Below are 23,986 nucleotides of genomic sequence, written 5' to 3'. Positions count from 1 at the left end.
GCCGGCGGTAGGGAATCAATAATGCTGGCCATGCCAGGGCGTCAGACGGCGCTGCAGGTGGCGGAGCAGAAACTCGAGCAGGCTGGCGATCAGGGCGATGACCAGGATGCCGAGCATCACCACGTCGGTGGCCAGGAACTGAGCGGCCGACTGCACCATGAAGCCGAGTCCCTCGGTGGCGGCGACCAGCTCGGCGGCCACCAGGGTGGACCAGCCCACGCCCAGGCCGATGCGCAGGCCGGTCAGGATGTCGGGCAGGGCTCCGGGCACGATGACATGACGGACCAGCTGCCAGCGGCTGGCGCCCAGGCTCTGGGCGGCCCGCAGCCGGTTGGGCTCAATGCGGCGGACGCCTTCGGCGGTGGCGATGGCAAGGGGGGCGAAGATGGCCAGGTAAATCAGCAGCACCTTGGACAGCTCGCCGATACCGAACCAGATCACGATGAGGGGCAGATAGGCCAGGGGCGGTACAGGGCGGTAAAACTCGATCAGGGGATCGAACACCGCCCTGACGGTTCTGGAATACCCGATCAGCACTCCCAGTGGCAGGGCGAACAGCAGGGCCGCCAGCAGCGCCAGGCCGATGCGCGACAGGCTGGCTGCGAGGTGCTGCCAGAGGGTGGCGTCCATGTAGCCGTCGGTGACCACCTGCCAGAAGCGCGTCAGTACCCGCTGGGGCGAGGGCAGAAACAGGGGGCCGATAAGGCCGAAGCCGGTCAGTCCCCACCAGAGCAGCAACAAACCGGCCAGGGTCAGCAGCGACAGCCGGGCCGGCGACCAGCGGTGGCCGGGGGAAACGACCTTGGCCGGCAAGCGGAGTTCGGCGTTGTTCATGGGTCATTCCTCCTGTCGATGTGTTGGCGCCGGGTGTCGAAGACACGTTGCAATACCTGCTCCCGGGCGGCGATGAAGTCCGGATCCGACTTGATGGCCCGGGTCGGCGTGCCTCCCAGCCATCGGCGGCCAAAGTCCAGCGGGCGCTGTTCCAGCACTCGCCCGGGATTGGGAGCCAACAGCAGCAGGTCGGTGGCCAGAAACACCGCTTCCTCGATGTCGTGGGTGATCAGCAGCATGGGGGTGTTCTCTTGCTCCCATACCTGCAACAGCAGCTCCTGCATCTGCTCTCGGGTAAAGGCATCCAGGGCGCCGAAGGGTTCATCCAGCAGCAACACCCGGGGGCGGGCGGCCAGGGCCCGGGCCAGGCCCACCCGCTGGCGCTGGCCGCCGGACAGCTGCCAGACTCCACGCTTTTCCATTCCGCCCAGGCCAACCCGTTGCAGCAGCTCCCGGGCCCTGTCTTCCCGTTCCGCCCTGGCCACGCCGGCCAGTTGCAGGCCGAAGGCCACATTGGTCAATACGTCCTGCCAGGGCAGCAGGGCGTGGTCCTGAAACACCAGGCTCCGATCCGCACCCGGTCCGGTGACGGGCCGGCCATCGAGGCTGATACGTCCGGTATCCGGAGGCAGGAAGCCGGCGATAAGGTTCAGCAGCGTCGTCTTGCCGCTGCCGGAGGGCCCCAGTGCCACCAGCAGCTGTCCGGCGGCCAGGGTCAGGTTGATCTGCTCCAGCACCGGCTGCTCCGGTTGGCCGTAATGGGCGCCCACATTGGTCAGGGACAGTGTCGCCATGGTGCAGTGCCTCCCGCTTCAGTAGGCCGAGTTCACGTAATCGGCGCTGACGAAGGCGGAGTAGTCATCCAGCACCCGTTCTATACGGCCCTGCTCCTTCAGGAAGCCGGCCGTGTCGGCAATAGCCCGGGCGGTGCCGCCCCCCAGCAGGGACTCGGACAGCTGATCTTCGGCACCGGGGAAATGGGAGCCGGCGAGCAGCTCGGGCACGTCCTCGGGGGTGGCGCCGGTCAGGCGCGCTATCTTGGCCACCGGCGCGGAGTCGGCCGTCCAGTCGGCCTGGTTGGCATGATAGTCAGCGAAGGCATCCAGGCTGACCCGGGCGAATTGGCTCAGCACCTCGGGGTGCTTATCGGCAAAGTCCTTGCGCGCCACCCACACCTCGAAGGTGGGGGCTCCCCAGCTGCCCACCTCGGCGGCGTCGGTCAGCACGGTGCCGCTGCGCTTGATCTCGCCCAGGGCAGGCGACCAGACGAAGGCGCCGTCGATGTCGCCCCGGGCCCAGGCGGCGGCGATGGCCGGCGGTTGCAGGTTGATGAGGCGCAACTGGCCGGGCGGGATCTGCCAGTGATTGAGCGCACCGAGCAGGCTGTAGTGGGAGGTGGAAACGAAGGGGGTGGCGATGGTCTTGCCCACCAAATCCTGTGGGCGTTCGATGCCGCTGCCCTCTCGCACCACCAGGGCTTCGGCGCTGTTGATCTGGGCGGCGACCAGGAAGGTGACCAACGGCAGCCCCTGGCTGGTGGCGGCGGCCAGTGGGCTGGAGCCCAGGTTACCGATTTGCACATCGCCCGAGGCCAGGGCGCTGATGACCTCGGCGCCGCTGTTGAAGGGGCGCCATGCCAGGGGCTGGCCGATGGCGGCCTCGTAGGCGCCATCGGCCTGGGGCACCTTGGTGGGATCGATGCCGGTCTGGTAGGCGATGGTGATCTGGGCCTGGGTCGAAAAGGCCAGGCCCAATCCCAGGGCCAGGGTGGAAAGCAGGGTGGTGTTCTTGCCGGAAGTACTCATAGAGGCGTCCTCGTCATCGGGATACTGGGGTGATGACGAGGAGATTAACAAGCACTTTAAATAGCAATAACGAATAAAAAATAAAATATTTAGCTTTAAAATGAATATGTAATAAGGTTTCGCAGTTTCGGGCTGCGGCGAATGCTCAACGGATATTTGACCAGGCTGCAATGGCTTATGACGGCATGCCAGCGGAACAGAGGTGCGCGTATAGCCCAAAGCTCGGTCAGGAGCTCTGGGCTATGTGCAAAGATCAAAGCAAGAGATGGACGACCAGGCCGGCCAGGGCGCTCAGGCTGAGCACCAGGATCACATTGCGCTTGTAGCGGAACAGGGCGATGGCGGCGGCGAGGGCGATCAGGGCCGATGGCCAGTCGAACAGGCCGCCAAAGCCCTGGGGCCAGAGCACGTGATAGCCGAAAAACAGCGCCAGGTTCAGGATCACCCCCACCACGGCGGCGGTGATGGCCGTCAGGGGCGCGGTCAGGTGGAGGTTGCCGTGGGTGGACTCCACCAGGGGACCGCCGGCGAGAATAAACAGGAAAGAGGGCAAAAAGGTAAACCAGGTCACCAGGGCGGCCGCGGCGGCGCCGGCCAGGAACAGGCTGTCCGGGCCGAACAGCGCCTTGACATAGCCGCCGACAAAGCCGACGAAGGCAACCACCATGATCAGCGGACCCGGTGTGGTTTCGCCCAGTGCCAGGCCGTCGATCATCTGGGTGGGGCTGGCCCAGCCATGGTGCCCTACCGCGCCCTGGTAGACATAGGGCAGCACCGCATAGGCCCCGCCGAAGGTCAGCAGGGCCGCCTTGGTAAAAAACCAACCCATCTGGGTCAGATCATGGGACCAGCCCAGGGTGGTGGTCATGGCCGCCATGGGCAACAGCCAGAGCAGGGCACCGACCAGCAGCACCCAGCCCAGCCGCGACCAGCGGAACACGGCGTGCTCCGGGGTGGGGGTGTCATCGTCGATGATCGCCGGACCGGCCGCGGTGGAGGAGGCGGCATGACCGCCGCCGGCCTGGAAGCGGGACGGGCTGATACGGCCGCCGATGTAGCCGATCAGGGCGGCGCCCAGCAGTATGGCCGGGAAGGGCAGGTTGAAGGCGAAAATGGCGATGAACGAGGCGGCGGCGATGGCCCAGAGCACCCGGTTCTTCAGCACCCGGGAGCCGATGCGCCAGGCGGCCTGGGCCACGATGGCGGTGACCGCCGGCTTGATGCCGTAGAAAATCCCCTCCACCAGGGGCACATCGCCGAAGGCCAGGTAGATCCAGGACAGGCCGATAAGGATGAACAGGGAGGGCAGTACGAACAGGATGCCGGCCACCAACCCGCCCCTGGTGCGGTGCAGCAGCCAGCCGATATAAACAGCCAGTTGCTGGGCTTCGGGCCCGGGCAGCACCATGCAGTAGTTGAGGGCGTGCAGGAAACGCTTTTCGCTGATCCAGCGGCGGCGATCCACCAGCTCGCTGTGCATGATGGCGATTTGCCCGGCCGGGCCGCCGAAACTGATAAAGCCCAGCTTGAGCCAGAACAGCAGGGCCTGCCAGAAACTGACCTCGGCTGGCGGCGCCTTGGTATCGGCGAGGGGGTGCTTCATCGGGAAATTTCCTTTTCAAAGGTGGTGAGTAAACCGTCGAAGACGGTGCCGGCGGCGGCCAGCAAGGCATCGTCATCGGCGAGGGTGTCGCGCAGGCCGGCCAGCAGGCTTTCGATGCCGCTGGCCTCGGGGGGCGGGATGCCGCCCACGTCCAGGTAATGGACGATGCCGGCCAGGCGCTGCAAGGCCGCCGTGCCGAGGCCGAAACTGGCCAGCAGCACCTCGAAGGTGACCAGGTCGCCGGCATGGCTGAAGGCGGCGCCGTCGAAGTCGAAGCCCAGCGCCTCGGGGGGACAATCCCGCACCGACGTCAGCCACAGCAAGCGGGCGCCGGGATCGATAAAGCGGCGAATAAGCCAGGCGCTGGCCAGCCGGTCGACCCAGGGGCGGGCGCGGGTGGCCCACAAGCTGTTGCGGTAGTCGGCGATATTCAGCGCCGGCAGCGGCGTGCCGGTCGGGCTGGGTTCGTCGGGGCTCATCCGGCGGGCTATGTCACGCTCCAGCTGCACCAGGGCCGTTTCCGCCTGGCGTTGGGGCTGGTCGGGGAAAAAGTCGATGGCGGCCAACTGGCCGAAACGCTTGCGCAACTTGCGTACCTGTTTGAGGTTGTCCTGGGCTGGCGTGGCGGCCAACAGTGCCTGCAGTTCGGCGAGCTCGCCCAGGAATTCCTTGAACTCCTGGCCGCGATCAAACCAGGGGACAAAATCCGGCCCTTCTTCGTTGCGGGTATCGAGCAAAAACGCGGTGCCGCCCTGTTCGCCGACATCCCGGGCGATCTGGCGAAGGGTCAGCCGCAGTTCGTCCCGTGCCGGCAGCAGGTAGACGCCGTCGCGCAGCACGGCGGCGCCGGCGGCCTTGAGCGCCCGCCAGGCCCGCATGCGCGCGGTGGCATTCTCGGTGGGCAGCGTCAGGATCAACAGTAGCCAGTTCATAGTGGTAGAGATAAAAACACTTTTGTAGAGATTGCTACAAGATTATAGATGTCTTTTTCCCTGCGCAAGAGGTCCGCCATTACGGCATGGCATGCCAGGGGGCGCTTGCCGGTGGTGATGCAGGTATCCACGGAGTGGTATCGCCTGTACAGGTTGAAAAAGCCGGTCAGGGTTTCGCGACCCCGATCACCCATTCCCTAAAAGCGGCCATGGCGGGGGTTTCGGCCCGCGACTGCAGGCGCGTAAGCCAGTAGCTGCCCAGGCTGACGGCGGTGTCGAAGGGTTGCACCAGATCCCCGGCGGCCAGGTGGCGGGAAAACATCAGGGGAGGGGCGAGGGCCAGGCCGGCCCCCTGCAGCGCCGCTTCCATCATGGCGATGGACGAGTCGAACACCATGCTCCCCGGCACCGGCAGGCTGGCCGCCACCCCGGCGGCCAGCAGCCATTCCGTCCATTCGTCGGCCCGGTAGGAGCGCAGCCAGGTTTCGTTCAGCACATCGACGGGGCTGCCGAGCCGGGCGGCGATGGCGGGAATGCACAGCACCGACAGCGAGGCCGGCAGCAGGGGGTGCGCCGCTATGCCGTGCCAGGCGCCGGTGCCGAAGCGGATGGCGTAGTCGAGCCCTTCGGCGGCGATGTCCACCCTGTTGTTGTTGGTGGAGAGGCGCAGGTCGATGAAGGGATATTTTGCCTGAAAATCCGCCAGGCGGGGCAGCAGCCAGCCCACGGCGAAGGTGCCCACGGCCCCCACGTTCAGCACTTCCCGATAGTTGCCGTCCCCGAGCCGCCCCAGGGTGTGGCTGATCTGGTCGAACGAATCGCGCAGCACCGGCAGCAGCAGTTCGCCTTCGCGGGTGAGCATCAGCCCGCGGGGCAACCGTTTGAACAGGGTCACCTGCAACTGCTGCTCGAGGCTCTTGACCTGGTGGCTGACCGCGGCCTGGGTGACGCACAGTTCGATGGCCGCGCGGGTAAAGCTCAGGTGCCGGGCCGAGGCCTCGAAGGCCCGCAGCGCCTTTAACGGCAGGTGGGGACGTACCATATAAACCCTCAAATTTTTCTAATGGCTCATGCAAAATATCGCCGTTTGTCGAGTCGGACGGAGCCCCGTATGTTAGGCGCCTGCAACGGCAGGCCAAGACCCGGGCATGCCATGCCGATACCATCCGGCCGCCTTGCGGCCAAGCCGGCAATGATGCCAGAACATCCTGAAGATGGGAGCAAAATTCCAATATGAGCAAGTTTTTAGTGGTAAAATCAGGCCTTATCGCGGCGAGTTCGCTGCTTTTTGTGGCTTCTGCCTGGGCCGTCGAGGGCGCAGAGCGGGCGCGGATTGACGCGCTGGTGAGCGAGACCATCGAGCCCCTGCTCGCCGAGCACCGGATCCCGGGGATGGCGGTGGCCCTCAGCCTCGATGGCCAGAGGTATTATTTTAATTACGGCCTCGCCGATCGGGAAGCGGGCGTGGCGGTGACGGAAGACACCCTGTTCGAAATCGGCTCCGTCAGCAAGACCTTCACCGCCACCCTGGCATCCTACGCCCAGGCGGTCGGCGCCCTTTCATTCTCCGATGCCGCCAGCCGGCATCTGCCGGCGCTGGCGGGCAGCCGGTTCGATGAGATAAGCCTGCTCGAACTGGGCACCTACACGGCGGGCGGCCTGCCGCTGCAATTTCCCGACAAGGTGCAAAGCGAGGAGGACATGCTCGACTATTACCGTCGCTGGCAGCCGGACCAGGTCGCCGGCAGCCACCGGCTGTACTCCAATCCGAGCATCGGCCTGTTCGGCTACCTGGCCGCCCGGAGCCTGGGCGAGCCGTTCGAGGAGCTGATGGAGCAACAGCTGTTTCCCCGGCTCGGCCTGAGCCACAGCTACCTGCGGGTACCGCCGGCGCAGCAGGCACACTATGCCTGGGGCTATTCGAAGGAGAACGAGCCGGTGCGGGTGAATCCGGGCATGCTGGATGCCGAGGCCTACGGGGTAAAAACGAGCGCGGCCGACTTGCTGACCTTCGTCGAGGCCAACATGGACGACGCCGCGCCGGAGCCGGCCCTGCACCAGGCCATGGCGGACACCCGGGCGGGCTACTTCCGCGTGGGCGACATGACCCAGGGCCTGGGATGGGAAAGCTACGACTACCCGGTCACCCTTGAGCGGCTGCTGGCCGGAAACTCGGCGCCGATGATCCTGGAGGCCAACGAGGCGGTCCGGCTCAGCCCGCCGTTGCCGCCGCGCAACGCGGCCTGGTTCAACAAGACCGGCTCGACCAACGGCTTTGGCGCCTATGTCGCCTTTGTGCCCAGCCAGAGGGTCGGCATCGTCATGCTGGCCAACCGGAACTACCCCAATCCGGAACGCATCCGGGCCGCCCACCGGATCCTGACGGCGCTGGCGGCCGATCCCGGGAGCCGGCCCGATTGATAGACGCCCGGCGCAAGATCCGGGGTGCCGGCGGGGGGAATGGGGGGCTATGCGTGGCTGCCCCCGGCTCGACAAGCATGCGAATCGCCTGGCCGCCCTGCTATTGTCCCACGGCCCGCTGCCGGGCGGAGTGTTGGCGCCGGTGTCAGGCGACCATGGTGCGGTTGCGTCCCTGCTGCTTGGCCAGGTAGAGCGCCTTGTCCGCCATTTTCAGGGTGCTGTCGATGGTGGCGGGGCTGCCCGGCCAGTGGGCAATGCCCAGGGAAATGGTGATATGGCCCACCTCCGGGTACCGGGTCTTCTGGGTCTGCCCTCGGAGCCGTTCGGCCACTTCCCTGGCCGTGCGCGTATCGGCGCCGGGCAGGAACAGCAGGAACTCTTCTCCTCCGCTCCGGCACAGGGCGTCGTCCTTGCGGGCATGGTTTTGCATCAATTTCGCCAGCGATTTAATCATCTGGTCTCCCACGTCGTGGCCATGGGTGTCGTTAACTTGCTTGAAGTGATCGATATCCAGGGCAACGATGGCAAAGGATTGCTCCGTTTCCTGAAAATGATCGAGCACCTTCTGCATGCCCCTGCGGTTGAGCAGGCCGGTGAGAGGATCGCAGTGACTGTCGGCATGCAGCCGGCTGATCTTGTCGTTGAGCAGGCCCACCCCTTTGAGGATGGCGCGCTTTAGCAGGGCGGCTTCGAAATACCAGGAACGCACCTGGGCGATGTTGTCCTGAGCCTGTTTCTGATCCATGGCCCTGGCGTTGTGGGCCAGTTGCCGCAAGGGAGTGGAAATCAAAAGAGCGGAAAACCAGATAAAAACAAGGGTAAGCAGGGCCAGGGGCAGGCTCTTGAGAAAAACATCGAGGATCTGGCCGTCGAGCCCGGCTAGGGCGGAAGACCTGGGGCGCTGGGCGATGATGCCCCAGCCCGCCTTGGTGACGGGAGCATAGCCGGCGAGCATCTCGGTGCCGTCGGCGTCGGTTAACTGCAGGCTGCCGCTGTGGCCTTCGAGCACGGCGTCAACGACGGAGTTATCCATGATTTTCTCACCGATACAGGCCTCGTCCGGGTGGTAGAGGGCGGTGCCTTGGTGGTCGATCACATAAAGGTAGGAATCATCGCTGTAGTAGTGGCTGCCCAGCATCTGGCTGAGCAGGCTGTGATCCTGCAGATAAATGGAGCCACTGACAAAGCCCAGGTAAGTACCCTCAGCGGTGAAAATGGGATGGGACATGCTGATCAGATGATGGCCGGTGACGGAGACAAAGGGGGCGCTGATCAGCGGCCTTTTCGCCTCGAGCGACTGGCGCACGACATCGGAGCCGAGTCTGAGGCCCTGCAACTGCAGCGCTTCTGGCTCGGCGGCCATGACCATGGCCCCGGCATCGACCACCACCACGGAGTTGAAATTTCTGGCTTGTTGGTGCAGCCGCCGGGCTTCCTGTTGCAGGGCCTGCTCGTCCCCCGCCGTGGTGCCGAGCAGTGTGGCACTGTGGGCCAGTTGATGCTCGGCGGATTCCAGAAAATTATTGGTCGTTTCCGCCAGCTTGGCGGCGTACACCCGGTGTGACTCCAGGGTATTGGCAATCAGCAGGTCGCGCTGCACCTCGTAGGAGGCGTAAAAGCTGTTTCCCAGGGTGAGCAGTGCGCTGATCATGGCCAATGCCAGGATAAGACGGCGCAAGTCCAGGCGTAGAAAAAAAGGAGGCTTCATGGGGGAGGCGTATTCCTGCTGCGCGCGAGCGTCAATCCTGTCCGAATGAGGCCGAACATTCTAATGGAGTTGGCTGGTCAAAAGCTACCCTTACAAAGAGTAAGTGAAAGCCGGCTGAGCCGCCGCGCTGCCCGCTTTCCGTTTGCATCGTCATCCGGCCTGCCAGGCTCCTGGCGGCCGCCACTGTGGTAACGGCCCATAAAGTGGCCTTTTCTTGCAGAAAAATCATCGGCATCCCGGTCATGTTTTATGAGGGCCGGGGACAACGCCAATACGTAGTGCCCAAGCGTCCGGCGCGCCTGCGCTGGCGGTGGGGTTGTCGTCCGGATTGTGCCGGCTCTGCAGGGCGCGATCGTTACCGCAGGGCTGCCAATAGAAGAGAAGGGAGAAGCATCATGAAAGTCATCACTTCACTCATGGTGGCCGCCGTGTTCGCCTTGGGAGCCGTGCCCGCGCAAGCGGCGCACCTGGCGCCCGAACAGCCGACCATCCAGACCCTGTCGGCCAGGGGTGATGGCGTGGACAACCGTCATTGCACCCTGATGAAACAGCAAGGCAAAAGGCCGCCTGCCTATTGCGGGCCCTGAGTAGTGCCAGCCCCTGCCGGCCAACGGCAGGGGCTTCTGGGCGGGATGGGGTTTCCCGCAGCGCCCGCTTCCTGCTATGCTCAGGCTGTGAACAAAGGAGGGCCGGATGCGGATATTGTTTGCCCTGCTTGGCAGTATTTCATTGGGCTTGGGGGTACTGGGGGCGTTTTTGCCGGTGTTGCCCACCACGCCGTTCGTGTTGTTGTCGGCCTTTTTGTTTGGCAAGTCTTCCCCCCGGGTGCACAGCTGGCTGGTGAATCATCCCTGGTTCGGCGGCATGATCCGCGACTGGCAAGCCCATCGCGGCCTGCGCGCCCATGTGCGCAGAAGAGCCCTGCTGATGATGGCGCTCAGCTTCTCTTTTTCCATCTATATAGTGCCGCTGTGGTGGGTCAAGGTGGGCCTGGTGCTCACATTTTTGGCGCTGCTGGTGTGGTTTTTGCGCTTACCCCTGGTCCCCGACCAGCCTGCGGTTGCAATGAAACAGACTAGGCCCTAAGCTAGCCGCAATTCAACCTTATATGCCATGCCCGTGCCGTATCCGGGCCTAACAAGGCTGCCTGTCCGTTATGAAACAAGAAACCCTGAAGCTGATTGCCGACAGTATCGTCACCATTCCCGATTACCCCAAGCCGGGCATTATGTTCCGCGATATCACCAGCCTGGTGGAAAATGCCGAGGCCTTTCGCCTGACCATAGACACCCTGGTGGAGCAGTATCGCCATTCCGGCATCAACAAGGTGCTGGGTACCGAGGCCCGGGGCTTTATCTTCGGCGCCCCGGTGGCGGCGGCCCTTGGCGTGGGCTTTATTCCGGCGCGCAAGCCGGCCAAACTGCCGCGCGAGGTGATAGAGGTGGCCTACGATCTGGAGTACGGCCAGGACCGGCTGCAAATCCATGTGGACGCCATCGCGCCCGGCGAGAAGGTGCTGATCGTCGACGATCTGCTGGCCACCGGCGGCACCGTGGAAGCGGCGGTCAAGCTGGTACGGCGCTGCGGCGGTGAAGTACAGGACGCGGCCTTCGTCATCGCGCTGCCGGCGCTGGGCGGGGTACAGAAGCTGACCAAACTGGGCGTCAAGGTGACCAGCCTGGTTGAATTCGACGGTCATTAATTCCCGATGAGTTACCAGGTTCTCGCCAGAAAATGGCGACCCCGGCGTTTTGCCGAGGTGGTGGGCCAGCAACATGTGCTCACCGCCCTGGTCAACGCCCTGGCCCAGGGGCGGCTGCATCATGCCTACCTGTTCAGCGGCACCCGCGGTGTCGGCAAAACCTCCATCGCCCGGCTGCTGGCCAAGGCCCTGAACTGCGAAACCGGTGTAACCCCGGAGCCCTGCGGCCAGTGTGCCAGTTGCCAGGAAATCGAGCAGGGGCGCTTCGTCGACCTGCTGGAAATAGACGCCGCCAGCCGCACCAAGGTGGAAGACACCCGCGAGCTGCTCGACAATGTGCAATACCAGCCGGCCCGGGGCCGCTTCAAGGTGTACCTGATCGACGAGGTGCACATGCTCTCCCGGCACAGCTTCAATGCCCTGCTCAAGACCCTGGAAGAGCCGCCGCCCCATGTGAAGTTCCTGCTGGCCACCACGGATCCGCAGAAGCTGCCGATCACCATTCTCTCCCGCTGCCTGCAGTTTCACCTGAAGAGCCTGGAGCCGAGCCTTATCGACGGCCAGCTGCGCCATATCCTGCAACAGGAGCAGTTGCCGTTCGAGCCCGAAGCCACCGCCGCCCTGGCGCGGGCGGCCGACGGCAGCCTGCGCGACGCCCTGAGCCTGACCGACCAGGCGCTGGCCTTCGGCAACGGCCGGGTGCAGCTGGCCCAGGTGGAGGCCATGCTCGGCAACCTCAATCGTCAGCAGTTGCTGGCGCTGGTGGAGGCGGTGCTGGCCGGTGACGGCGAGGCGCTGCTGGCGCGGGTGGCCGAGCTGGCCGGCATGGGGCCGGATTATGATCAAATCCACAAGGAGCTGATCGGTTTCTGGCACCAGCTGGCGCTGGCCCAGGTGGTGCCGGCCCACAACCTGCCCCATGCCGCCGAGCTCAACCGCCTGGCACCACTGGTGCCGGCCGAGCAGATCCAGCTCTATTACCAGATTTGCCTGCAGGGCCGTAAAGACCTGCCCTTTGCCCCCGACGGCCGCTCGGCGCTGGAAATGACGCTGTTGCGTACCCTGGCGTTTCGCGCCGAGGCGCCGACCGCGACGGCCCCGGCCGCCGGAGCCGCCCCCGCAAAAAAGCCTGAGCCGCCGTTGCCCGACGCCGCCCCGCAAGGGACGGACGACGATGAGGCCATGGCGGCCACCCTGTTGCAGGAGCAGGCCGAAATCCTGACCGAGGCCGGCCGCATGGGCCATCCGGCCACCCTTGCCAACGGCGAGGCGCCGGCACAGACTGCTGCGCAACCGCAACCGCAACCGCAACCGCAACCGCAACCGCAACCGCAACCGCAACCGCAACCGCAACCGCAACCGCAACCGCAACCGCAACCGCAACCGCAACCGCAACCGCAACCGCAACCGCAACCGCAACCGCAACCGCAGGAGCCTGTCCGGGAAGCGGCGCAGCCGGCAGCGCCGGGCGATGCTTCGCCGGTGCCCGAAGCGGTAACGGACGAAGCCGCCGCCGAAGTGGCCCGCATCCGCCGCCTGCTGCAAACCCGTAACCGGCTGCGCAGCCAGGAGCCGGAAAAGTCGGCGGCGCCGGCGGCCAAGGCCGAGGCCAAACCGGCCCAGGCGACAGTGCCGGCCACGGCCACGACCCAATCACGGCCGGTACCGGCACGGCCCGCCGCCGAGCCCAGGCCGGCGGCGGACGAGCTGCCGCCGCTCGATGCCTATGAAGACATGCCCTGGGACAACGACGACCTGCCCCCCTGGCAGGACGAGTCGATGGCGCCCGTAAGCATGGCCACCGAGCGGGTGCCCGCCCGTGCCGGGCCTGCTCCCGCTCCGGCCAGTACAGCGCCGCGTCCGGTGCCGGCTCCCAAGGCCGCCCCCGTGCCCTCAGCCTCGGCAACGAGCTCCGCCGCGCCCGCCGGAGCAGAAGGGCCGGCGCCGCTCAAGGCCGCCAGCCTGCTACCCCAGGCCGAGGACGAGTGGACCCGGCTGGTGGCATCCCTGCCCCTGGGAGGCCTGCTGCGGCAACTGGCCATGCACAGTACCCTGGTGCGTCACGGCGCCGAATGGCGGCTGTGGCTGCGTCCCGCCCACCGCCACCTGCTGACCGACAAGACCCGGCAGGAGCTGGAAACGGTGCTCAAGGAGCGGCAGCAAGCGCCGATCAGCCTGGCGGTGGACATCGGCGAGGGAGAGGGGCAGACTCCTTTTGAAATTGAACAGCTGTTGTACCAGGCGGCCAAGGTGCGTGCTAAAGATGAAATCGAGGCCGATGATGCGGTACAATTTTTTATCTCGCGCTTTGCCGCCGTGCTCGACAACGACAGCATTGAACCCATGGCGCAGTAAGGCGCTGCGTTTGTTAACCCATCAATTAAGAGTAACGACCTATGTTTGGTAAAGGTGGACTTGGAAATATCATGAAGCAGGCCCAGCAGATGCAGGAAAAAATGCAGAAGCTGCAGGAAGAGCTGGCCCAGATGGAAGTGGTGGGTGAGGCCGGTGCCGGCCTGGTCAAGGTCACCATGACCGGCAGCCACTCGGTACGCCGGGTCGAGCTGGACGACAGCCTGCTGGAAGACGACAAGGAACTGCTGGAAGACCTGATGGCCGCCGCCGTCAACGACGCCGTACGCCGCATCGAAGAGCAGAACAAGAGCCGCATGGCCGAACTGACCGGCGGCATGCAACTGCCCCCGGGCTTCAAGATGCCGTTCTAAAGCCCGAAGCCGTGAGCTGGAAGCTGGAAGAATTAAGATTGACGTCTGCCAACAGCCGTTTATGTTTCAGCTTCTAGCTTCTAGCTTCTAGCTTCTAGCTTCTAGCTTCTAGCTTCTAGCTTCTAGCTTCTAGCTTCTAGCTTCTAGCTTCTAGCTTCTAGCTTCTAGCTTCTAGCTTCCAGCTTCCAGCTTCCAGCTTCCAAAGAGTGTTTCCATGCGTTTTAGCCCCCTGTTGGATGAACTGATCAAAAGCCTGCAAGTGTTGCCCGGCGTCGGCCCCAAGTCGGCCCAGCGGATGGCGTTTGCGTTGCTGGAACGTCAGCGTGCCGGTGGCCGCCGGCTTGCCCATGTGCTGGATCAGGCGCTGGAGCATATCGGCCATTGCCGTCAGTGCCGGACCTTTACCGAGGAAGAAATCTGCCCCCTCTGTGCCAACCCCAAACGGGTCATCAGCGGACAGCTGTGCATAGTGGAAAGCCCGGCCGACGTGGTCGCCATCGAACAGACCGGCCAGTACCAGGGCCGTTACTTCGTGCTGATGGGGCATCTGTCGCCCCTTGACGGGGTGGGGCCGGAAGAGCTGGGGCTGGACAAGCTGGCCGACTGGCTGGCCGCCGAGCAGTTCGAAGAGCTGATCCTGGCCACCAATCCCACAGTGGAAGGGGAGGCGACCGCCTACTTTATTGCCGATATCGCGCGTGGCCATGGGGTTAGGGTCAGCCGCATCGCCCACGGTGTGCCCATCGGCGGCGAGCTCGAACTGGTGGACGGTAATACCCTCAGCCATTCGCTGATGGGGCGCAAGGCCTTCGCCGATTGAAATAGGACCCACCGGGCCCATTTCAATGGACCGTTTCACCACCGGCGCTGGGTTCGGTCGACTGAGGTCGACCCTATGGGTGGAGTGCCGGATTCACCGGGTTCGTGGTAGGGCCTACTTCAATGGACCGTTTCACCACCGGCGCTGGGTTCGGTCGAATAAATTCGACCCTACGGGGACCCTGCGGGCAGGGGGCTCGGCTCAGGGATAAAAGGTCAGGTTGGCGATGCGCACCAGCACGCCCGCGAATAACAGTATGCCGCCGTAGCGCAGCCACTGGTATTCGCTCAAGGTCAGATCCTTGGCCCGGTTGAAGACGATTTTCGGCAGGGCCAGCCAGTCCTTCTTGCGGCCGCCGTAGCGCAGGGTGCCCACCAGTACCAGCACCACCCCGGCCAGCAACAGCAACACTTCGATGATTTTCAGCCAGTGCATGGCGCTCCTTTCCGGCACCGCTCGGCGCCCTTGTGTTAGCAATATGTTGCACTCAGTGTAGCCGGCCGGGCGCCCGCCCGGCCATTAGCCAAAGGTCGCAGGCGCTAAATCACCAGGCTGTAGAGGGCGACGGGGCTGAGCCGGGCCAGGGTCTGGGCGGCGGTGTCGTGCTGACGGATGCCGGCCGCGGCTTCCACCATCACCGCCTGGCGGATCCGTGCCGGCGTTGCGCCCTGCAGCAGCACCTGGCTCAGGGCCAGCTGCATGGGGCTCAGGCTTGGGTTGAAGGCGGCATTTTCCAGGTAGCGGCCGCGGCAGACGCGGCCGTCGTCCAGCAGCAGCGCCACCCCGGCCCGGTTCTGGCTGTAGGGGGCGTAGCTGGCGTTGGCCTCGGCCAGCGCAGCCAGGATCAGCGGGTCTTCGGTATCGAAGGCGAGGCTGCCGGCGGGCGCGGTGAGCATGCCGCCGTCGATGCCCAGATCCGCCGGGCCGAAGGCGTGGGGCAGCAGCTCGGCCAGGCTCTGGCGCCTCTCGGGAAGGACGATGGCCAGGCTGTCCTGGTTCAGCTCGTTCATAAACTGGCGGCAATGGCCGCAGGGGCTGGCGGTGACCACCACCTGGTCGATGCGGCTTTCCCCCCAGAGGGCGGCGTGGCCGATGGCGGATTGCTCGGCGTGCAGGGAATGGTTGAGCGGCAGGCCGTCCACTTCCAGGTTGGCACCCAGGTACCAGTACCCGGAGCCGGCCACCGCCAGGGCGCCGACCCGGAAGCCGGACACCGTTGGCTGTGCTTTTCGCTGGGCCAGGGGCAGCAGGGCCAGGGCCAGCTCCTCCTGCCCGAGGCCGGTGGCCTGTTGCAGGGCGTCTATCTGCGCCGGGCTGAAGCGGCAGAGGGTATCGAGTTGCAGTTGTTGCAGTGCCTTGTCGAGGGGTTGGGCCATCACAGCCTCCTTAGTGGGACTCAGGACATGAACCAAAGGTACAGATGAAACAGCGGCGGGGCCAGCACGGCGGTGGCGATGCCGCACACCACCATGGCCAGGGAGGAAAAAGCGCCCTGCACCGCGCCCACCTCGGCGGCGGCGCCGGTACCTATGGCATGGGCGCCGGCGCCCATGGCCAGGCCCTGGGCTTCCGGATGGTGGATACCCGCCAGCCGCATCAGCGGAAAACCGAGGATGGCGCCCATCATGCCGACGATGATCACCAGGCCGGCGGCGATGGCCGGAATGCCGCCCATGGCCTGGCTTACGCTCATGGCCAGGGGAGTGGTGATGGACTTGGTGGCGATGGAGGCCAACAGCGCCGGGTTGGCGTGCACCAGGGCGCCGATCAGCAGGGTGGTGCCCACCGAGATCAGCACCGACAGGCTGCAGCACAGCAGTATGGGCCACCACTGGCGGCGAATTTTGGCCGCCTGCTGGTAGAGCGGCAGGGCAAAGGCCACCACCGCCAGTTCCAGCAGCAGGCTGAGCGGCCGGGTGCCGGCCTGGTAATCGGCGGGATCCTGGCCGGTGAGCAGCAGCAGGCCGATGATGGCGAGTGCCGGCAGCAGTATGGGGTTGATAAGCGGGCTTTTCAGCCGGCGGGCCAGTTTCTTGACCAGCAGGTAGAGCAGGGCGGTCAGCGGTATGGCGAGCCAGAGCATCATGGCTGCATCCTCTGGTAGAGCCGGCCCACCACCAGCAGGATCAGCACCAGGCCGCTCAGGGCCGAGCCGATGATAAGCCCCAGGCCCTGGCTCAGCACGTCCACATAGCCGAGCAGGCCGGCCGCCACCGGAATGAACAGCAGCGCCATGTGGCGCAGGATCAGCTGGCCGCCGTCATGGATCCAGGCCAGCGGGATCAGCTGGGTACTCAGCAGCAAAAACAGCAGGAACAGGCCGAGTATGCTGCCCGGAAAGGCAAAGGGCAGCAGGGCGGCGAGGCCCTTGCCCACCAGCAGGCAGGCCAGGATCAGCGCAAAGTCGCGTATCAGTTTCATGGCGTGACCCTTACAGGGATTGCACGTAACGGGCCACCGCCTGCAGCAGGGCCAGCTTGCGTTCATCATCCTGATGCTCGATCACCAATTGTTCCAGTCGGTGCATATAGGGTTCGGCCTGGGCCTGCAGCCGGTCCTGGCAGTGCAACCGCCAGCGCTGCCATTCCTGTTCATTCAGGGTATGGGGATAGTTGCGCGCCCGGTAACGGAACAGCAACTCGGGCAGGCGGGCATCGTTGAACTGCAGCGGCAGGGTGGCCAGCACCTCGGGGCGGCTGGCGCGCACCATGGCCATGGCGGCCTTGTCGGCGTCGTTGAAAAAGCCGCCCTGATACAGGGCCGCGTCCACATCGGTCACCGGGGCGAACTCCCGCTCCTGCTGGTACAGCTCCACCAGCTTGGCGCGGATTTCCGGGTGGCGGCGCAGCAGATCCAGGCTCTGGCGGCAGCGGACGCGATCGATACCGAGCTGGTCGGCCCGTTGCTCGGTGAGGGCCGCCGCCTTGGCCAGCACCGGGCACTTGTTGATGTGCACCAGCTTCACCGGCACCGGGGCCAGCTCGCCCAGATCTTCCCGCCGGGTATAGAGCCGCTCGCGCAGCTGTTCCACGTCCAGCTCCAGCAGGGGGCTCAGATCCATCGCCAGGTTGACGCAAATCACCGCGTTGGCGTTGTCCGGGTGCCAGGCCAGGGGCGCAATCCAGCTGGCGCAGCCCTGCCAGGCCGAGAACATGCCGGACACATGCACCAGGGGCTTGTTGCCGATCACGTCGATCAGCGCCTTCACCTTGTGCTTGTTGCGCAGCTCGAACAGATAGTCGAACAGCTTGGGCTGGGCCTGGCGCAACAGCCGGGCCAGGGCAATGGTGGCACGCACGTCGGCCAAGGCGTCGTGGGCGTTGCCGTGGTCGATGCCGTTGGCCGCGGTCAGCCGTTCCAGCTTGAAGCTGGGTTTGCCGTCCTCGTCTTCCGGCCAGTGGATGCCCTCCGGGCGCAGGGCGTAGAAGGCGCGCACCACGTCCAGCAGATCCCAGCGGGAATTGCCTTGCTGCCAGCTGTAGGCGTAAGGGTCGTAAAAGTTGCGGTACAGGGTGTGGCGGGTGACTTCATCGTCGAAGCGGATATTGTTGTAGCCGAGGATGCAGGTGTTGGCTTTGCTGAACTCGTCGTGGATGCGGGCGATAAAGTCGGCTTCGCACCGCCCTTCCTGCTGGGCCTTCTGCGGGGTGATGCCGGTGATCAGCGTCGCTTCGGGGGAGGGCAGGTAGTCACTGGGCAGCCGGCAGTAGAACATCACCGGCTCGCCGATTTCGTTCAGCTCGGCATCGGTACGAATGCCGGCAAACTGCACCGGCCTGTCCAGGGACGGACTGATCCCGGCCGTTTCGTAGTCGTGAAAGTAGAAAGTGGGCTGCGCCTGTTCGCTCATAATGGTTCTGATGCATCTGCCTTTACGGATGGGCCATTATGCGTGAGCGGGGCGGTGAACCCAAGCCAAGATGAAACGGAAACCGGGGAGAACACCACGACTGCCGGCGTTTTATCCTGATTGCCCTGCGCCGGGCTCCAACAAAAAGGCCGGAAGTGATCCGGCCTTGGTCAGGGAGTTAATCGGCGGTGTCTTCTACCGGCTCGTAGTCTTCGTCGCCGCTGCCTGATGCCATGGGGGTACACAGGCGGTGTACGCGCTTGGGACCTATGACCTTCAGGTACTTCAGCCAGACTTTGGCATGGCGGCTTTCCGGGGCTACCCCTTGTTGAACCTGCTCGATAAAACGTTGCTCTTCATCGGTGGCCGGTGCCTGCTGTCCGGTATACAACCCCAGCATGGCATGGCCGCATTGCTCAAGCAATTGGGCTTCCGCCACCGTAAACTCGCCACAACGACGCAACCCGCGAGGGAAGTGGGCGAAGTCCTGAAAAGGCTTGGGTGACTCAAAGCTCATATTCACTCTCACTCTAAGTGGCTCTATAGATCGCGGAAAGTATGGCACCGCATGCCGGGACGCAAAATCAATTTTTTTCACAAGTCATTAAAAATCTTTGCATGGATGTTTTTTGGCATGCTCCTGCTCGAATTTCACGCGGGGAAAGGCGGTCACCAAGCGGCTGCCTGGCCTGCAGGTCGGCTCCTGCCGTGGTGGTGGGCCTGCTCGGAAGATGGCGGGGTATCGTGAGTTTTAGTGCTAGAAGCCTGTTATTCATCGATTTTAGGCGGCAATCACGGCGTCGGTCATGCGTCTTCGCAGGTATCCCTCGGCCCGGTTCGGATTGTCAACCCATGGGCTGGGCGGCACCGCTGTGCCGCCTGCTTGGGATCAAATCAGTTCCACTTCTTCAGCCTGTGGTCCTTTTTTGCCCTGGGTGACCACAAAGCTGACCGGCTGGCCCTCTTTGAGGGTTTTAAAACCATCACCCTGTATGGAGGAGAAGTGCACGAACAGATCCGCTCCCGAAGCGCGGGAGATGAATCCAAAGCCTTTTTCCTCGTTGAACCATTTTACGGTCCCTGTTTCTTTGGTGCTCATAGTGTATTTCCGTGTTGGTCTGACAGCGCGGCGACAACAGCATCGCCGCTGCATTCATAGTAGCAGCTGCCACCGGCGCGGGCCCGGAGCGGCCATTAATTTTCTGCCATGCGGCGGGTGGCCGGGCGGGGAGGGGCGTATCAGCAGGGGCTTCAAGGGGGTTATTGCTCGCTTTTTAAATCAGAATGAAATGCTAAAATGAATGCTGTTCAAATTAATTTAACGGCGATCGGCTTGCAATTTATCAATGGTTTGTTAGGTTAATAAAGGATTTTTACTTCGCCTACTAACTAAAACTGATTAGGCCCATAAATGATGAGCATGGACACGGATACTACTGTTGAGCTGCAACTGCTGTTGCGCCACCCCAAGTCTACCGACGGTTACCAGGTGAATCGCCTGATCGCCCGCTGCAAACCGCTGGACACCAACTCAACCTATTGCAACCTGCTGCAATGTCTGCATTTTGCCGACACCTGCATGCTGGCCGAAGACGAAGAAGACGGCAGTTTGCTGGGGTTTATCTCTGCCTACCGCAAGCCCTCAGAGCCAAACACCCTTTTTGTGTGGCAGGTAGCCATAGATAAGCGCGCCCGCGGCGAAGGCCTGGCCCGCACCCTGCTCGAGACCATACTGGGCTCTGCCGCCTGCGAGGGCGTCACCCATGTCGAGACCACCATCACCGCCGACAACGCCCCTTCCTGGGCGCTGTTCGAGAGCCTGGCCCGCAACCGGGGCAAGGGCCAGGGCGGGCGTCATGTGCTCTTCGATCAACAACGCCACTTCAACGGCAACAGCAGCAGCGAAATCCTCTACCGCATCGCCCTCGGCTGACCCGGTCAGCCATCCGTTCGCGTTATTTTCGATGTTTAGATTTGAACTCGGGACTTTAAGGAGTCGAGATGAGTATTTTTGATGTAATGGAATCCAGTGTACAAAGCTACGCCCGCTCTTTTCCGGTGGTGTTCAACCAGGCCCGGGGGGTGTGGTTGCACGACCAAGGCGGCAAGCGCTACCTGGACTTCCTGGCCGGCGCCGGCACCCTGAACTACGGCCATAACCATCCCGTCCTGAAAGCGGCATTGATTGAGTATATCCAGGCCGACGGCATCGCCCACGGCCTGGATATGCACACCTCCGCCAAGGCGGCCTTCCTGAGTGCATTGCAGGACATCATCCTCAAGCCGCGCGACATGGAGCACGTAGCCCAGTTTACCGGCCCCACCGGCACCAACGCGGTGGAGGCGGCGATGAAGCTGGCGCGCAAGGTGACCGGCCGGGAGAACATCGTGGCCTTCACCAACGGTTTCCACGGCGTCAGCCTGGGCGCCCTGGCCGCCACCGGCAACCAGCATCACCGCGGCGGTGCCGGCACCGTGCTGGCCAACGTGAGCCGCCTGCCCTACGACGGCTACCCCGGCGCCGGCGAAGACAGCCTGCTGCTGTTCGAAACCATGCTGAACGACAATTCCAGCGGCCTGGACAAGCCGGCCGCGGTGCTGTTCGAGGTGGTGCAGGGCGAGGGCGGTTTGAACGTTGCCTCTGTCGAATGGCTGCAGCGCCTGGAACGCCTCTGCCGCCGGCACGACATCCTGATGATCGCCGACGATATCCAGGCCGGCTGCGGCCGCACCGGCACCTTCTTCAGCTTCGAGCCCGCCGGCATCAAGCCGGACATCATTACCCTGTCCAAATCGCTGAGCGGCATGGGCCTGCCCTTTGCGCTGGTGCTGATGCGCCCCGAACTGGACCAGTGGGAGCCGGGCGAGCATAACGGTACCTTCCGCGGCAACAACCATGCCTTTGTTACCGCCCGCAAGGCACTGGAAACCTTCTGGCGGGACGACGCCTTCGCCCTCGAGGTGAAGGCCAAGGGCGAGCTGCTGAGCCGCCGCCTGCAGGCCATGGTGGACAAACACCCGCGGCTGTTCGACAAGGTGAAGGGCCGGGGCATGATGCAGGGCATCGCCTGTGCGAGCGGCGACATCGCCGGGGTCATCACCGCCAAGGCGTTCGAGCGCGGCCTGGTTATCGAAACCGCCGGTCCCGATGATGAAGTGGTCAAGTGCCTGTGTCCGCTCGTCATTACCGAAGCCGAGCTGACCCAGGGGCTGGACTGGCTGGAGCAGGCCGTCGACGAGACCGCCGGCGAGCGGCTGAGCAAGGCGTCCTGAGTTTACGGCCCGCCATCAGATGTTTAATTCAGAACAGAAAGGAAACCGCATGATCGTACGTACTCTTGCCGAATGTGAACAAAGCGAGCGTCGGGTAACATCCGAGACCGGCACCTGGGAAAGCACCCGGATGCTGCTGAAAAGCGACAATATGGGCTTTTCGTTCCATATCACGACCATCTATGCCGATACCGAAACCCACATCCATTACCAGAACCACCTGGAGTCGGTGTACTGCATGAGCGGTAACGGCGAGATCGAAACCCTGGCCGACGGCAAGGTCTATCCCATCGCGCCCGGCACCCTGTATATCCTGGATCAGCACGACGAGCACCTGCTGCGTGGCGGCAGTGAAGACATGAAACTGGCCTGCGTGTTCAACCCGCCGCTCACCGGCAAGGAAGTGCACGACGCCGATGGTGTCTACCCGCTGGAAACAGAAACCGCCGGCAACTGAGGCTGAACGGGGGCTCCGGCCCCCGCTACGGACATTTTCACTGGGCAGGGGCATCCCCAGGCCCACTGAAAATGTGCGACCCGCAGCTACCAACGTCATATAAAAGAACAAACGGGAGTCATTGTGGTACACACGGTAGAAAAGATCGGCGGCACCTCCATGAGCCAGTACCGGGCGGTGCGGGACAACATAGTGCTGCACAACCGCGACAACGGCGACTACTACCGGCGCATGCTGGTGGTGTCGGCCTTCGGCGGCATTACCGACGGCCTGCTCGAGTGCAAGCGCACCGGCGCGCCGGGGGTGTACGCCACCTATGCGGATGCGGAGGACGACGGCGCCTGGGAGCAGGCGCTCGACAACGTCAGCCAGCGCATGGCCCAGATCAATGAAGAGATGTTCGGCGCCACCCCGGAGCGGATGCTGGCGGACGCCTTCCTCAACGAGCGTATCGCCGGCATTCGCGACTGTCTGCATCACCTGCGCCGGGTGTGCGCCTTCGGCCAGTTCCAGCTGGCCGAACAGTTGCAGACCATCCGCGAACTGCTGGCGGCCATGGGCGAGGCCCACAGCGCCCACAACCTGGTGCTCTACCTGCGCCAGAGTGGGGTCAACGCGGTATTGATGGATCTGACCGGCTGGCGCACCGACGAGGCGCTGCCGCTGGACGAGGTGCTCCGCCAGGCCCTGGCCCGGGTGGAGCTGGCCAGCCAGCTGCCGGTGGTCACCGGTTATGCCCACTGCAAGGAAGGGCTGATGAGCAGTTTCGACCGGGGCTACAGCGAGATGACCTTCAGCCGGCTGGCGGTGCTCAGCGGCGCGCGCGAGGCCGTCATCCACAAGGAATACCACCTGAGCAGCGCCGATCCGCGCCTGGCGGGGGAGGATCAGGTCATTCCCATCGGCCGCACCAACTACGACGTGACCGACCAGCTGTCCAACCTCGGCATGGAGGCCATTCACCCCCAGGCCGCCAAGGGACTGCGCCAGCAGGATATTCCGCTGCGGGTGCGCAACACCTTTGAACCGGAGCACGAAGGCACCCTGATCACCACCGATTACCGCAGCCCTTCGCCCTGCGTGGAGATGGTGGCCGGCCGTCGCAACCTGTTTGCGGTGGAGCTGTTCGATCAGGACATGGTGGGGCGGGTGTCGCACTATGCCGAGGGCTTTACCGATGAGCTGGACAAGATGCAGCTCAACCTGGTGGCCAAGGACATGAACGCCAACACCCTGACCTATTATGTGGCCGGCAACCGCAAGCAGGTGCGTCGCCTGGTCGCTTCGCTGCAGCGCCGGTTCGAAAATGCCGAGGTCAACACCCACAAGGTGTCGCTGGTATCGGCGGTGGGCAGCGACATGAGCATGCCCGGCCTGCTGGCCCGCTCGGTGGGGGCCCTGAACCGGGCGGACGTGCCGGTACGGGCGGTGCACCAGTCGCTGCGGGCGGTGGAAATGCAGTTTATCGTGGACGACGAATACTACGAGCAGGCGGTGGTCTCCCTGCACGACGAGCTGGTGCAGACCCACGCCGACACCGTGGCCCTGGCGGTCGCCTGATAGGGCGTGAAGAAGCCATATATTTGGTTCTTCGCCTGCACCGTTGTTTCGTATTCGTCACCTCCGCGAAGGCGGTGGTCCATGGCATGGTGCACCGGACTCCCGCCTTCGCGGGAGTGACCACCTATTGCTCCGGCGCATTGTCAGGATCCGGCTCTCACGCATGACATGAGAGCCGGAGCATACTCTTCCAGCTTCCAGCCTGGCTTTTAGTCACAAGTTTTTGTTGACATTTTTCATATTTTTACACGGGCTTGGTGCACCATACTCATGGCCGCCAAGCTCTTTTCTTACC

General features: G+C 63.9%; 25 protein-coding genes. 11 read left to right on the top strand and 14 right to left on the bottom strand.

What is annotated here, in order from left to right; all coding sequences use genetic code 11:
• Positions 1–15 precede the first annotated feature (15 nt).
• From tauC to JKV55_RS03025, 6 genes are all read right to left on the bottom strand, one after another.
• Positions 16–834, bottom strand: a complete 819-nt coding sequence (gene tauC / locus JKV55_RS03050; protein ID WP_202082278.1) for a taurine ABC transporter permease TauC — start codon at positions 832–834, stop codon at positions 16–18.
• Positions 831–1,628: a taurine ABC transporter ATP-binding subunit gene (gene tauB / locus JKV55_RS03045; protein WP_202082277.1), complete on the bottom strand. Its 798-nt coding sequence runs from the start codon at positions 1,626–1,628 to the stop codon at positions 831–833. Before tauB ends, tauC begins: the two co-directional genes overlap by 4 nt.
• Before the next feature lie 18 nt (positions 1,629–1,646).
• Positions 1,647–2,639, bottom strand: a complete 993-nt coding sequence (gene tauA / locus JKV55_RS03040) for a taurine ABC transporter substrate-binding protein (protein WP_202082276.1) — start codon at positions 2,637–2,639, stop codon at positions 1,647–1,649.
• A 253-nt stretch (positions 2,640–2,892) separates the two neighbouring features.
• Positions 2,893–4,242, bottom strand: coding sequence for a chromate efflux transporter (gene chrA, locus JKV55_RS03035; protein WP_202082275.1), 1,350 nt, complete (start codon positions 4,240–4,242; stop codon positions 2,893–2,895).
• Positions 4,239–5,174: a chromate resistance protein ChrB domain-containing protein gene (locus JKV55_RS03030; protein WP_202082274.1), complete on the bottom strand. Its 936-nt coding sequence runs from the start codon at positions 5,172–5,174 to the stop codon at positions 4,239–4,241. The genes chrA and JKV55_RS03030 overlap by 4 nt, the downstream gene beginning before the upstream one ends.
• Positions 5,175–5,340: 166 nt before the next feature.
• Positions 5,341–6,216, bottom strand: coding sequence for a LysR family transcriptional regulator (locus JKV55_RS03025; protein ID WP_202082273.1), 876 nt, complete (start codon positions 6,214–6,216; stop codon positions 5,341–5,343).
• Between the two features lie 191 nt (positions 6,217–6,407).
• Here JKV55_RS03025 and ampC point away from each other — a divergent pair, with 191 nt between their 5' ends.
• Positions 6,408–7,595 carry a class C beta-lactamase gene (ampC, locus tag JKV55_RS03020; RefSeq protein ID WP_202082272.1) on the top strand — a complete coding sequence of 396 codons (1,188 nt, stop codon included), beginning with the start codon at positions 6,408–6,410 and terminating at the stop codon, positions 7,593–7,595.
• 145 nt (positions 7,596–7,740) lie between these two features.
• Here the strand turns inward: ampC and JKV55_RS03015 are convergent, their stop codons facing one another.
• On the bottom strand, positions 7,741–9,303 hold the full coding sequence (locus JKV55_RS03015) for a sensor domain-containing diguanylate cyclase (protein WP_202082271.1): 1,563 nt from the start codon (positions 9,301–9,303) through the stop codon (positions 7,741–7,743).
• 395 nt (positions 9,304–9,698) lie between these two features.
• On the opposite strand from JKV55_RS03015, the gene JKV55_RS03010 reads away from it, so the two are divergent.
• From JKV55_RS03010 to recR, 6 genes are all read left to right on the top strand, one after another.
• A complete protein-coding gene (locus JKV55_RS03010; protein WP_202082270.1) occupies positions 9,699–9,890 on the top strand; it encodes a hypothetical protein in 192 nt (63 codons plus the stop codon).
• 106 nt (positions 9,891–9,996) lie between these two features.
• On the top strand, positions 9,997–10,389 hold the full coding sequence (locus tag JKV55_RS03005; RefSeq protein ID WP_202082269.1) for a YbaN family protein: 393 nt from the start codon (positions 9,997–9,999) through the stop codon (positions 10,387–10,389).
• Positions 10,390–10,459: 70 nt separating this feature from the next.
• Positions 10,460–11,005 (top strand): adenine phosphoribosyltransferase, encoded by a 546-nt coding sequence (gene apt, locus JKV55_RS03000; RefSeq protein ID WP_202082268.1) that lies wholly within the window; start codon positions 10,460–10,462, stop codon positions 11,003–11,005.
• 6 nt (positions 11,006–11,011) lie between these two features.
• Complete coding sequence (dnaX, locus tag JKV55_RS02995; protein WP_202082267.1) at positions 11,012–13,360, top strand: DNA polymerase III subunit gamma/tau; 2,349 nt, start codon at positions 11,012–11,014, stop codon at positions 13,358–13,360.
• Between the two features lie 41 nt (positions 13,361–13,401).
• Positions 13,402–13,731, top strand: coding sequence for a YbaB/EbfC family nucleoid-associated protein (locus tag JKV55_RS02990; protein ID WP_094038499.1), 330 nt, complete (start codon positions 13,402–13,404; stop codon positions 13,729–13,731).
• Between the two features lie 214 nt (positions 13,732–13,945).
• Entirely contained in the window at positions 13,946–14,551 is a 606-nt protein-coding gene (gene recR, locus JKV55_RS02985; RefSeq protein WP_202082266.1) for a recombination mediator RecR, read from the top strand.
• A gap of 201 nt (positions 14,552–14,752) precedes the next feature.
• On the opposite strand, the gene JKV55_RS02980 is transcribed toward recR, so the two are convergent.
• The 7 genes from JKV55_RS02980 to JKV55_RS02950 form a co-directional block, all read right to left on the bottom strand.
• Positions 14,753–14,986: a hypothetical protein gene (locus JKV55_RS02980; protein WP_202082265.1), complete on the bottom strand. Its 234-nt coding sequence runs from the start codon at positions 14,984–14,986 to the stop codon at positions 14,753–14,755.
• Positions 14,987–15,090: 104 nt separating this feature from the next.
• A complete protein-coding gene (cdd, locus tag JKV55_RS02975; RefSeq protein WP_202082264.1) occupies positions 15,091–15,927 on the bottom strand; it encodes a cytidine deaminase in 837 nt (278 codons plus the stop codon).
• Positions 15,928–15,947: 20 nt separating this feature from the next.
• A complete protein-coding gene (locus JKV55_RS02970) occupies positions 15,948–16,637 on the bottom strand; it encodes an LrgB family protein (RefSeq protein WP_202082263.1) in 690 nt (229 codons plus the stop codon).
• The gene (locus JKV55_RS02965) at positions 16,634–16,972 is read right to left on the bottom strand and encodes a CidA/LrgA family protein (RefSeq protein WP_202082262.1); all 339 of its coding nucleotides are present in this window, start codon (positions 16,970–16,972) and stop codon (positions 16,634–16,636) included. Before JKV55_RS02965 ends, JKV55_RS02970 begins: the two co-directional genes overlap by 4 nt.
• Before the next feature lie 10 nt (positions 16,973–16,982).
• The gene (sbcB, locus tag JKV55_RS02960; protein WP_202082261.1) at positions 16,983–18,401 is read right to left on the bottom strand and encodes an exodeoxyribonuclease I; all 1,419 of its coding nucleotides are present in this window, start codon (positions 18,399–18,401) and stop codon (positions 16,983–16,985) included.
• A 178-nt stretch (positions 18,402–18,579) separates the two neighbouring features.
• Complete coding sequence (locus JKV55_RS02955) at positions 18,580–18,918, bottom strand: MaoP family protein (protein ID WP_202082260.1); 339 nt, start codon at positions 18,916–18,918, stop codon at positions 18,580–18,582.
• 372 nt (positions 18,919–19,290) lie between these two features.
• Complete coding sequence (locus tag JKV55_RS02950; RefSeq protein WP_202082259.1) at positions 19,291–19,500, bottom strand: cold-shock protein; 210 nt, start codon at positions 19,498–19,500, stop codon at positions 19,291–19,293.
• 321 nt (positions 19,501–19,821) lie between these two features.
• Between JKV55_RS02950 and ectA the strand changes: the two genes are divergently transcribed.
• The 4 genes from ectA (at position 19,822) to JKV55_RS02930 (ending at position 23,691) form a co-directional block, all read left to right on the top strand.
• A complete protein-coding gene (gene ectA, locus JKV55_RS02945; RefSeq protein WP_237332630.1) occupies positions 19,822–20,334 on the top strand; it encodes a diaminobutyrate acetyltransferase in 513 nt (170 codons plus the stop codon).
• Positions 20,335–20,402: 68 nt separating this feature from the next.
• Complete coding sequence (gene ectB / locus JKV55_RS02940; RefSeq protein WP_202082257.1) at positions 20,403–21,674, top strand: diaminobutyrate--2-oxoglutarate transaminase; 1,272 nt, start codon at positions 20,403–20,405, stop codon at positions 21,672–21,674.
• 49 nt (positions 21,675–21,723) lie between these two features.
• The gene (locus JKV55_RS02935; protein WP_202082256.1) at positions 21,724–22,131 is read left to right on the top strand and encodes an ectoine synthase; all 408 of its coding nucleotides are present in this window, start codon (positions 21,724–21,726) and stop codon (positions 22,129–22,131) included.
• A gap of 123 nt (positions 22,132–22,254) precedes the next feature.
• On the top strand, positions 22,255–23,691 hold the full coding sequence (locus JKV55_RS02930; RefSeq protein WP_369409615.1) for an aspartate kinase: 1,437 nt from the start codon (positions 22,255–22,257) through the stop codon (positions 23,689–23,691).
• Positions 23,692–23,986 lie beyond the last annotated feature (295 nt).

Source organism: Zobellella iuensis (assembly GCF_016746085.1).
GTDB lineage: Bacteria > Pseudomonadota > Gammaproteobacteria > Enterobacterales > Aeromonadaceae > Oceanimonas > Oceanimonas iuensis.
Note: the sequence above shows the minus strand (reverse complement) of the source record. Positions and strands in the feature narration are given on the sequence as shown.

Bases quoted from the DNA above. Each gene is read 5' to 3' on its own strand.
- ectB (WP_202082257.1), top strand. From the start codon at position 20,403: ATGAGTATTTTTGATGTAATGGAATCCAGTGTACAAAGCTACGCCCGC.
- JKV55_RS03015 (WP_202082271.1), bottom strand. From the start codon at position 9,303: ATGAAGCCTCCTTTTTTTCTACGCCTGGACTTGCGCCGTCTTATCCTG.
- JKV55_RS03005 (WP_202082269.1), top strand. From the start codon at position 9,997: ATGCGGATATTGTTTGCCCTGCTTGGCAGTATTTCATTGGGCTTGGGG.
- ectA (WP_237332630.1), top strand. From the start codon at position 19,822: ATGGACACGGATACTACTGTTGAGCTGCAACTGCTGTTGCGCCACCCC.
- sbcB (WP_202082261.1), bottom strand. From the start codon at position 18,401: ATGAGCGAACAGGCGCAGCCCACTTTCTACTTTCACGACTACGAAACG.
- JKV55_RS02970 (WP_202082263.1), bottom strand. From the start codon at position 16,637: ATGATGCTCTGGCTCGCCATACCGCTGACCGCCCTGCTCTACCTGCTG.
- JKV55_RS03030 (WP_202082274.1), bottom strand. From the start codon at position 5,174: ATGAACTGGCTACTGTTGATCCTGACGCTGCCCACCGAGAATGCCACC.
- JKV55_RS02955 (WP_202082260.1), bottom strand. From the start codon at position 18,918: ATGAGCTTTGAGTCACCCAAGCCTTTTCAGGACTTCGCCCACTTCCCT.
- JKV55_RS02950 (WP_202082259.1), bottom strand. From the start codon at position 19,500: ATGAGCACCAAAGAAACAGGGACCGTAAAATGGTTCAACGAGGAAAAA.
- JKV55_RS03025 (WP_202082273.1), bottom strand. From the start codon at position 6,216: ATGGTACGTCCCCACCTGCCGTTAAAGGCGCTGCGGGCCTTCGAGGCC.
- cdd (WP_202082264.1), bottom strand. From the start codon at position 15,927: ATGGCCCAACCCCTCGACAAGGCACTGCAACAACTGCAACTCGATACC.
- tauC (WP_202082278.1), bottom strand. From the start codon at position 834: ATGAACAACGCCGAACTCCGCTTGCCGGCCAAGGTCGTTTCCCCCGGC.
- dnaX (WP_202082267.1), top strand. From the start codon at position 11,012: ATGAGTTACCAGGTTCTCGCCAGAAAATGGCGACCCCGGCGTTTTGCC.
- recR (WP_202082266.1), top strand. From the start codon at position 13,946: ATGCGTTTTAGCCCCCTGTTGGATGAACTGATCAAAAGCCTGCAAGTG.
- apt (WP_202082268.1), top strand. From the start codon at position 10,460: ATGAAACAAGAAACCCTGAAGCTGATTGCCGACAGTATCGTCACCATT.
- JKV55_RS02980 (WP_202082265.1), bottom strand. From the start codon at position 14,986: ATGCACTGGCTGAAAATCATCGAAGTGTTGCTGTTGCTGGCCGGGGTG.
- ampC (WP_202082272.1), top strand. From the start codon at position 6,408: ATGAGCAAGTTTTTAGTGGTAAAATCAGGCCTTATCGCGGCGAGTTCG.
- JKV55_RS02965 (WP_202082262.1), bottom strand. From the start codon at position 16,972: ATGAAACTGATACGCGACTTTGCGCTGATCCTGGCCTGCCTGCTGGTG.
- tauB (WP_202082277.1), bottom strand. From the start codon at position 1,628: ATGGCGACACTGTCCCTGACCAATGTGGGCGCCCATTACGGCCAACCG.
- chrA (WP_202082275.1), bottom strand. From the start codon at position 4,242: ATGAAGCACCCCCTCGCCGATACCAAGGCGCCGCCAGCCGAGGTCAGT.
- tauA (WP_202082276.1), bottom strand. From the start codon at position 2,639: ATGAGTACTTCCGGCAAGAACACCACCCTGCTTTCCACCCTGGCCCTG.
- JKV55_RS02935 (WP_202082256.1), top strand. From the start codon at position 21,724: ATGATCGTACGTACTCTTGCCGAATGTGAACAAAGCGAGCGTCGGGTA.
- JKV55_RS02990 (WP_094038499.1), top strand. From the start codon at position 13,402: ATGTTTGGTAAAGGTGGACTTGGAAATATCATGAAGCAGGCCCAGCAG.
- JKV55_RS03010 (WP_202082270.1), top strand. From the start codon at position 9,699: ATGAAAGTCATCACTTCACTCATGGTGGCCGCCGTGTTCGCCTTGGGA.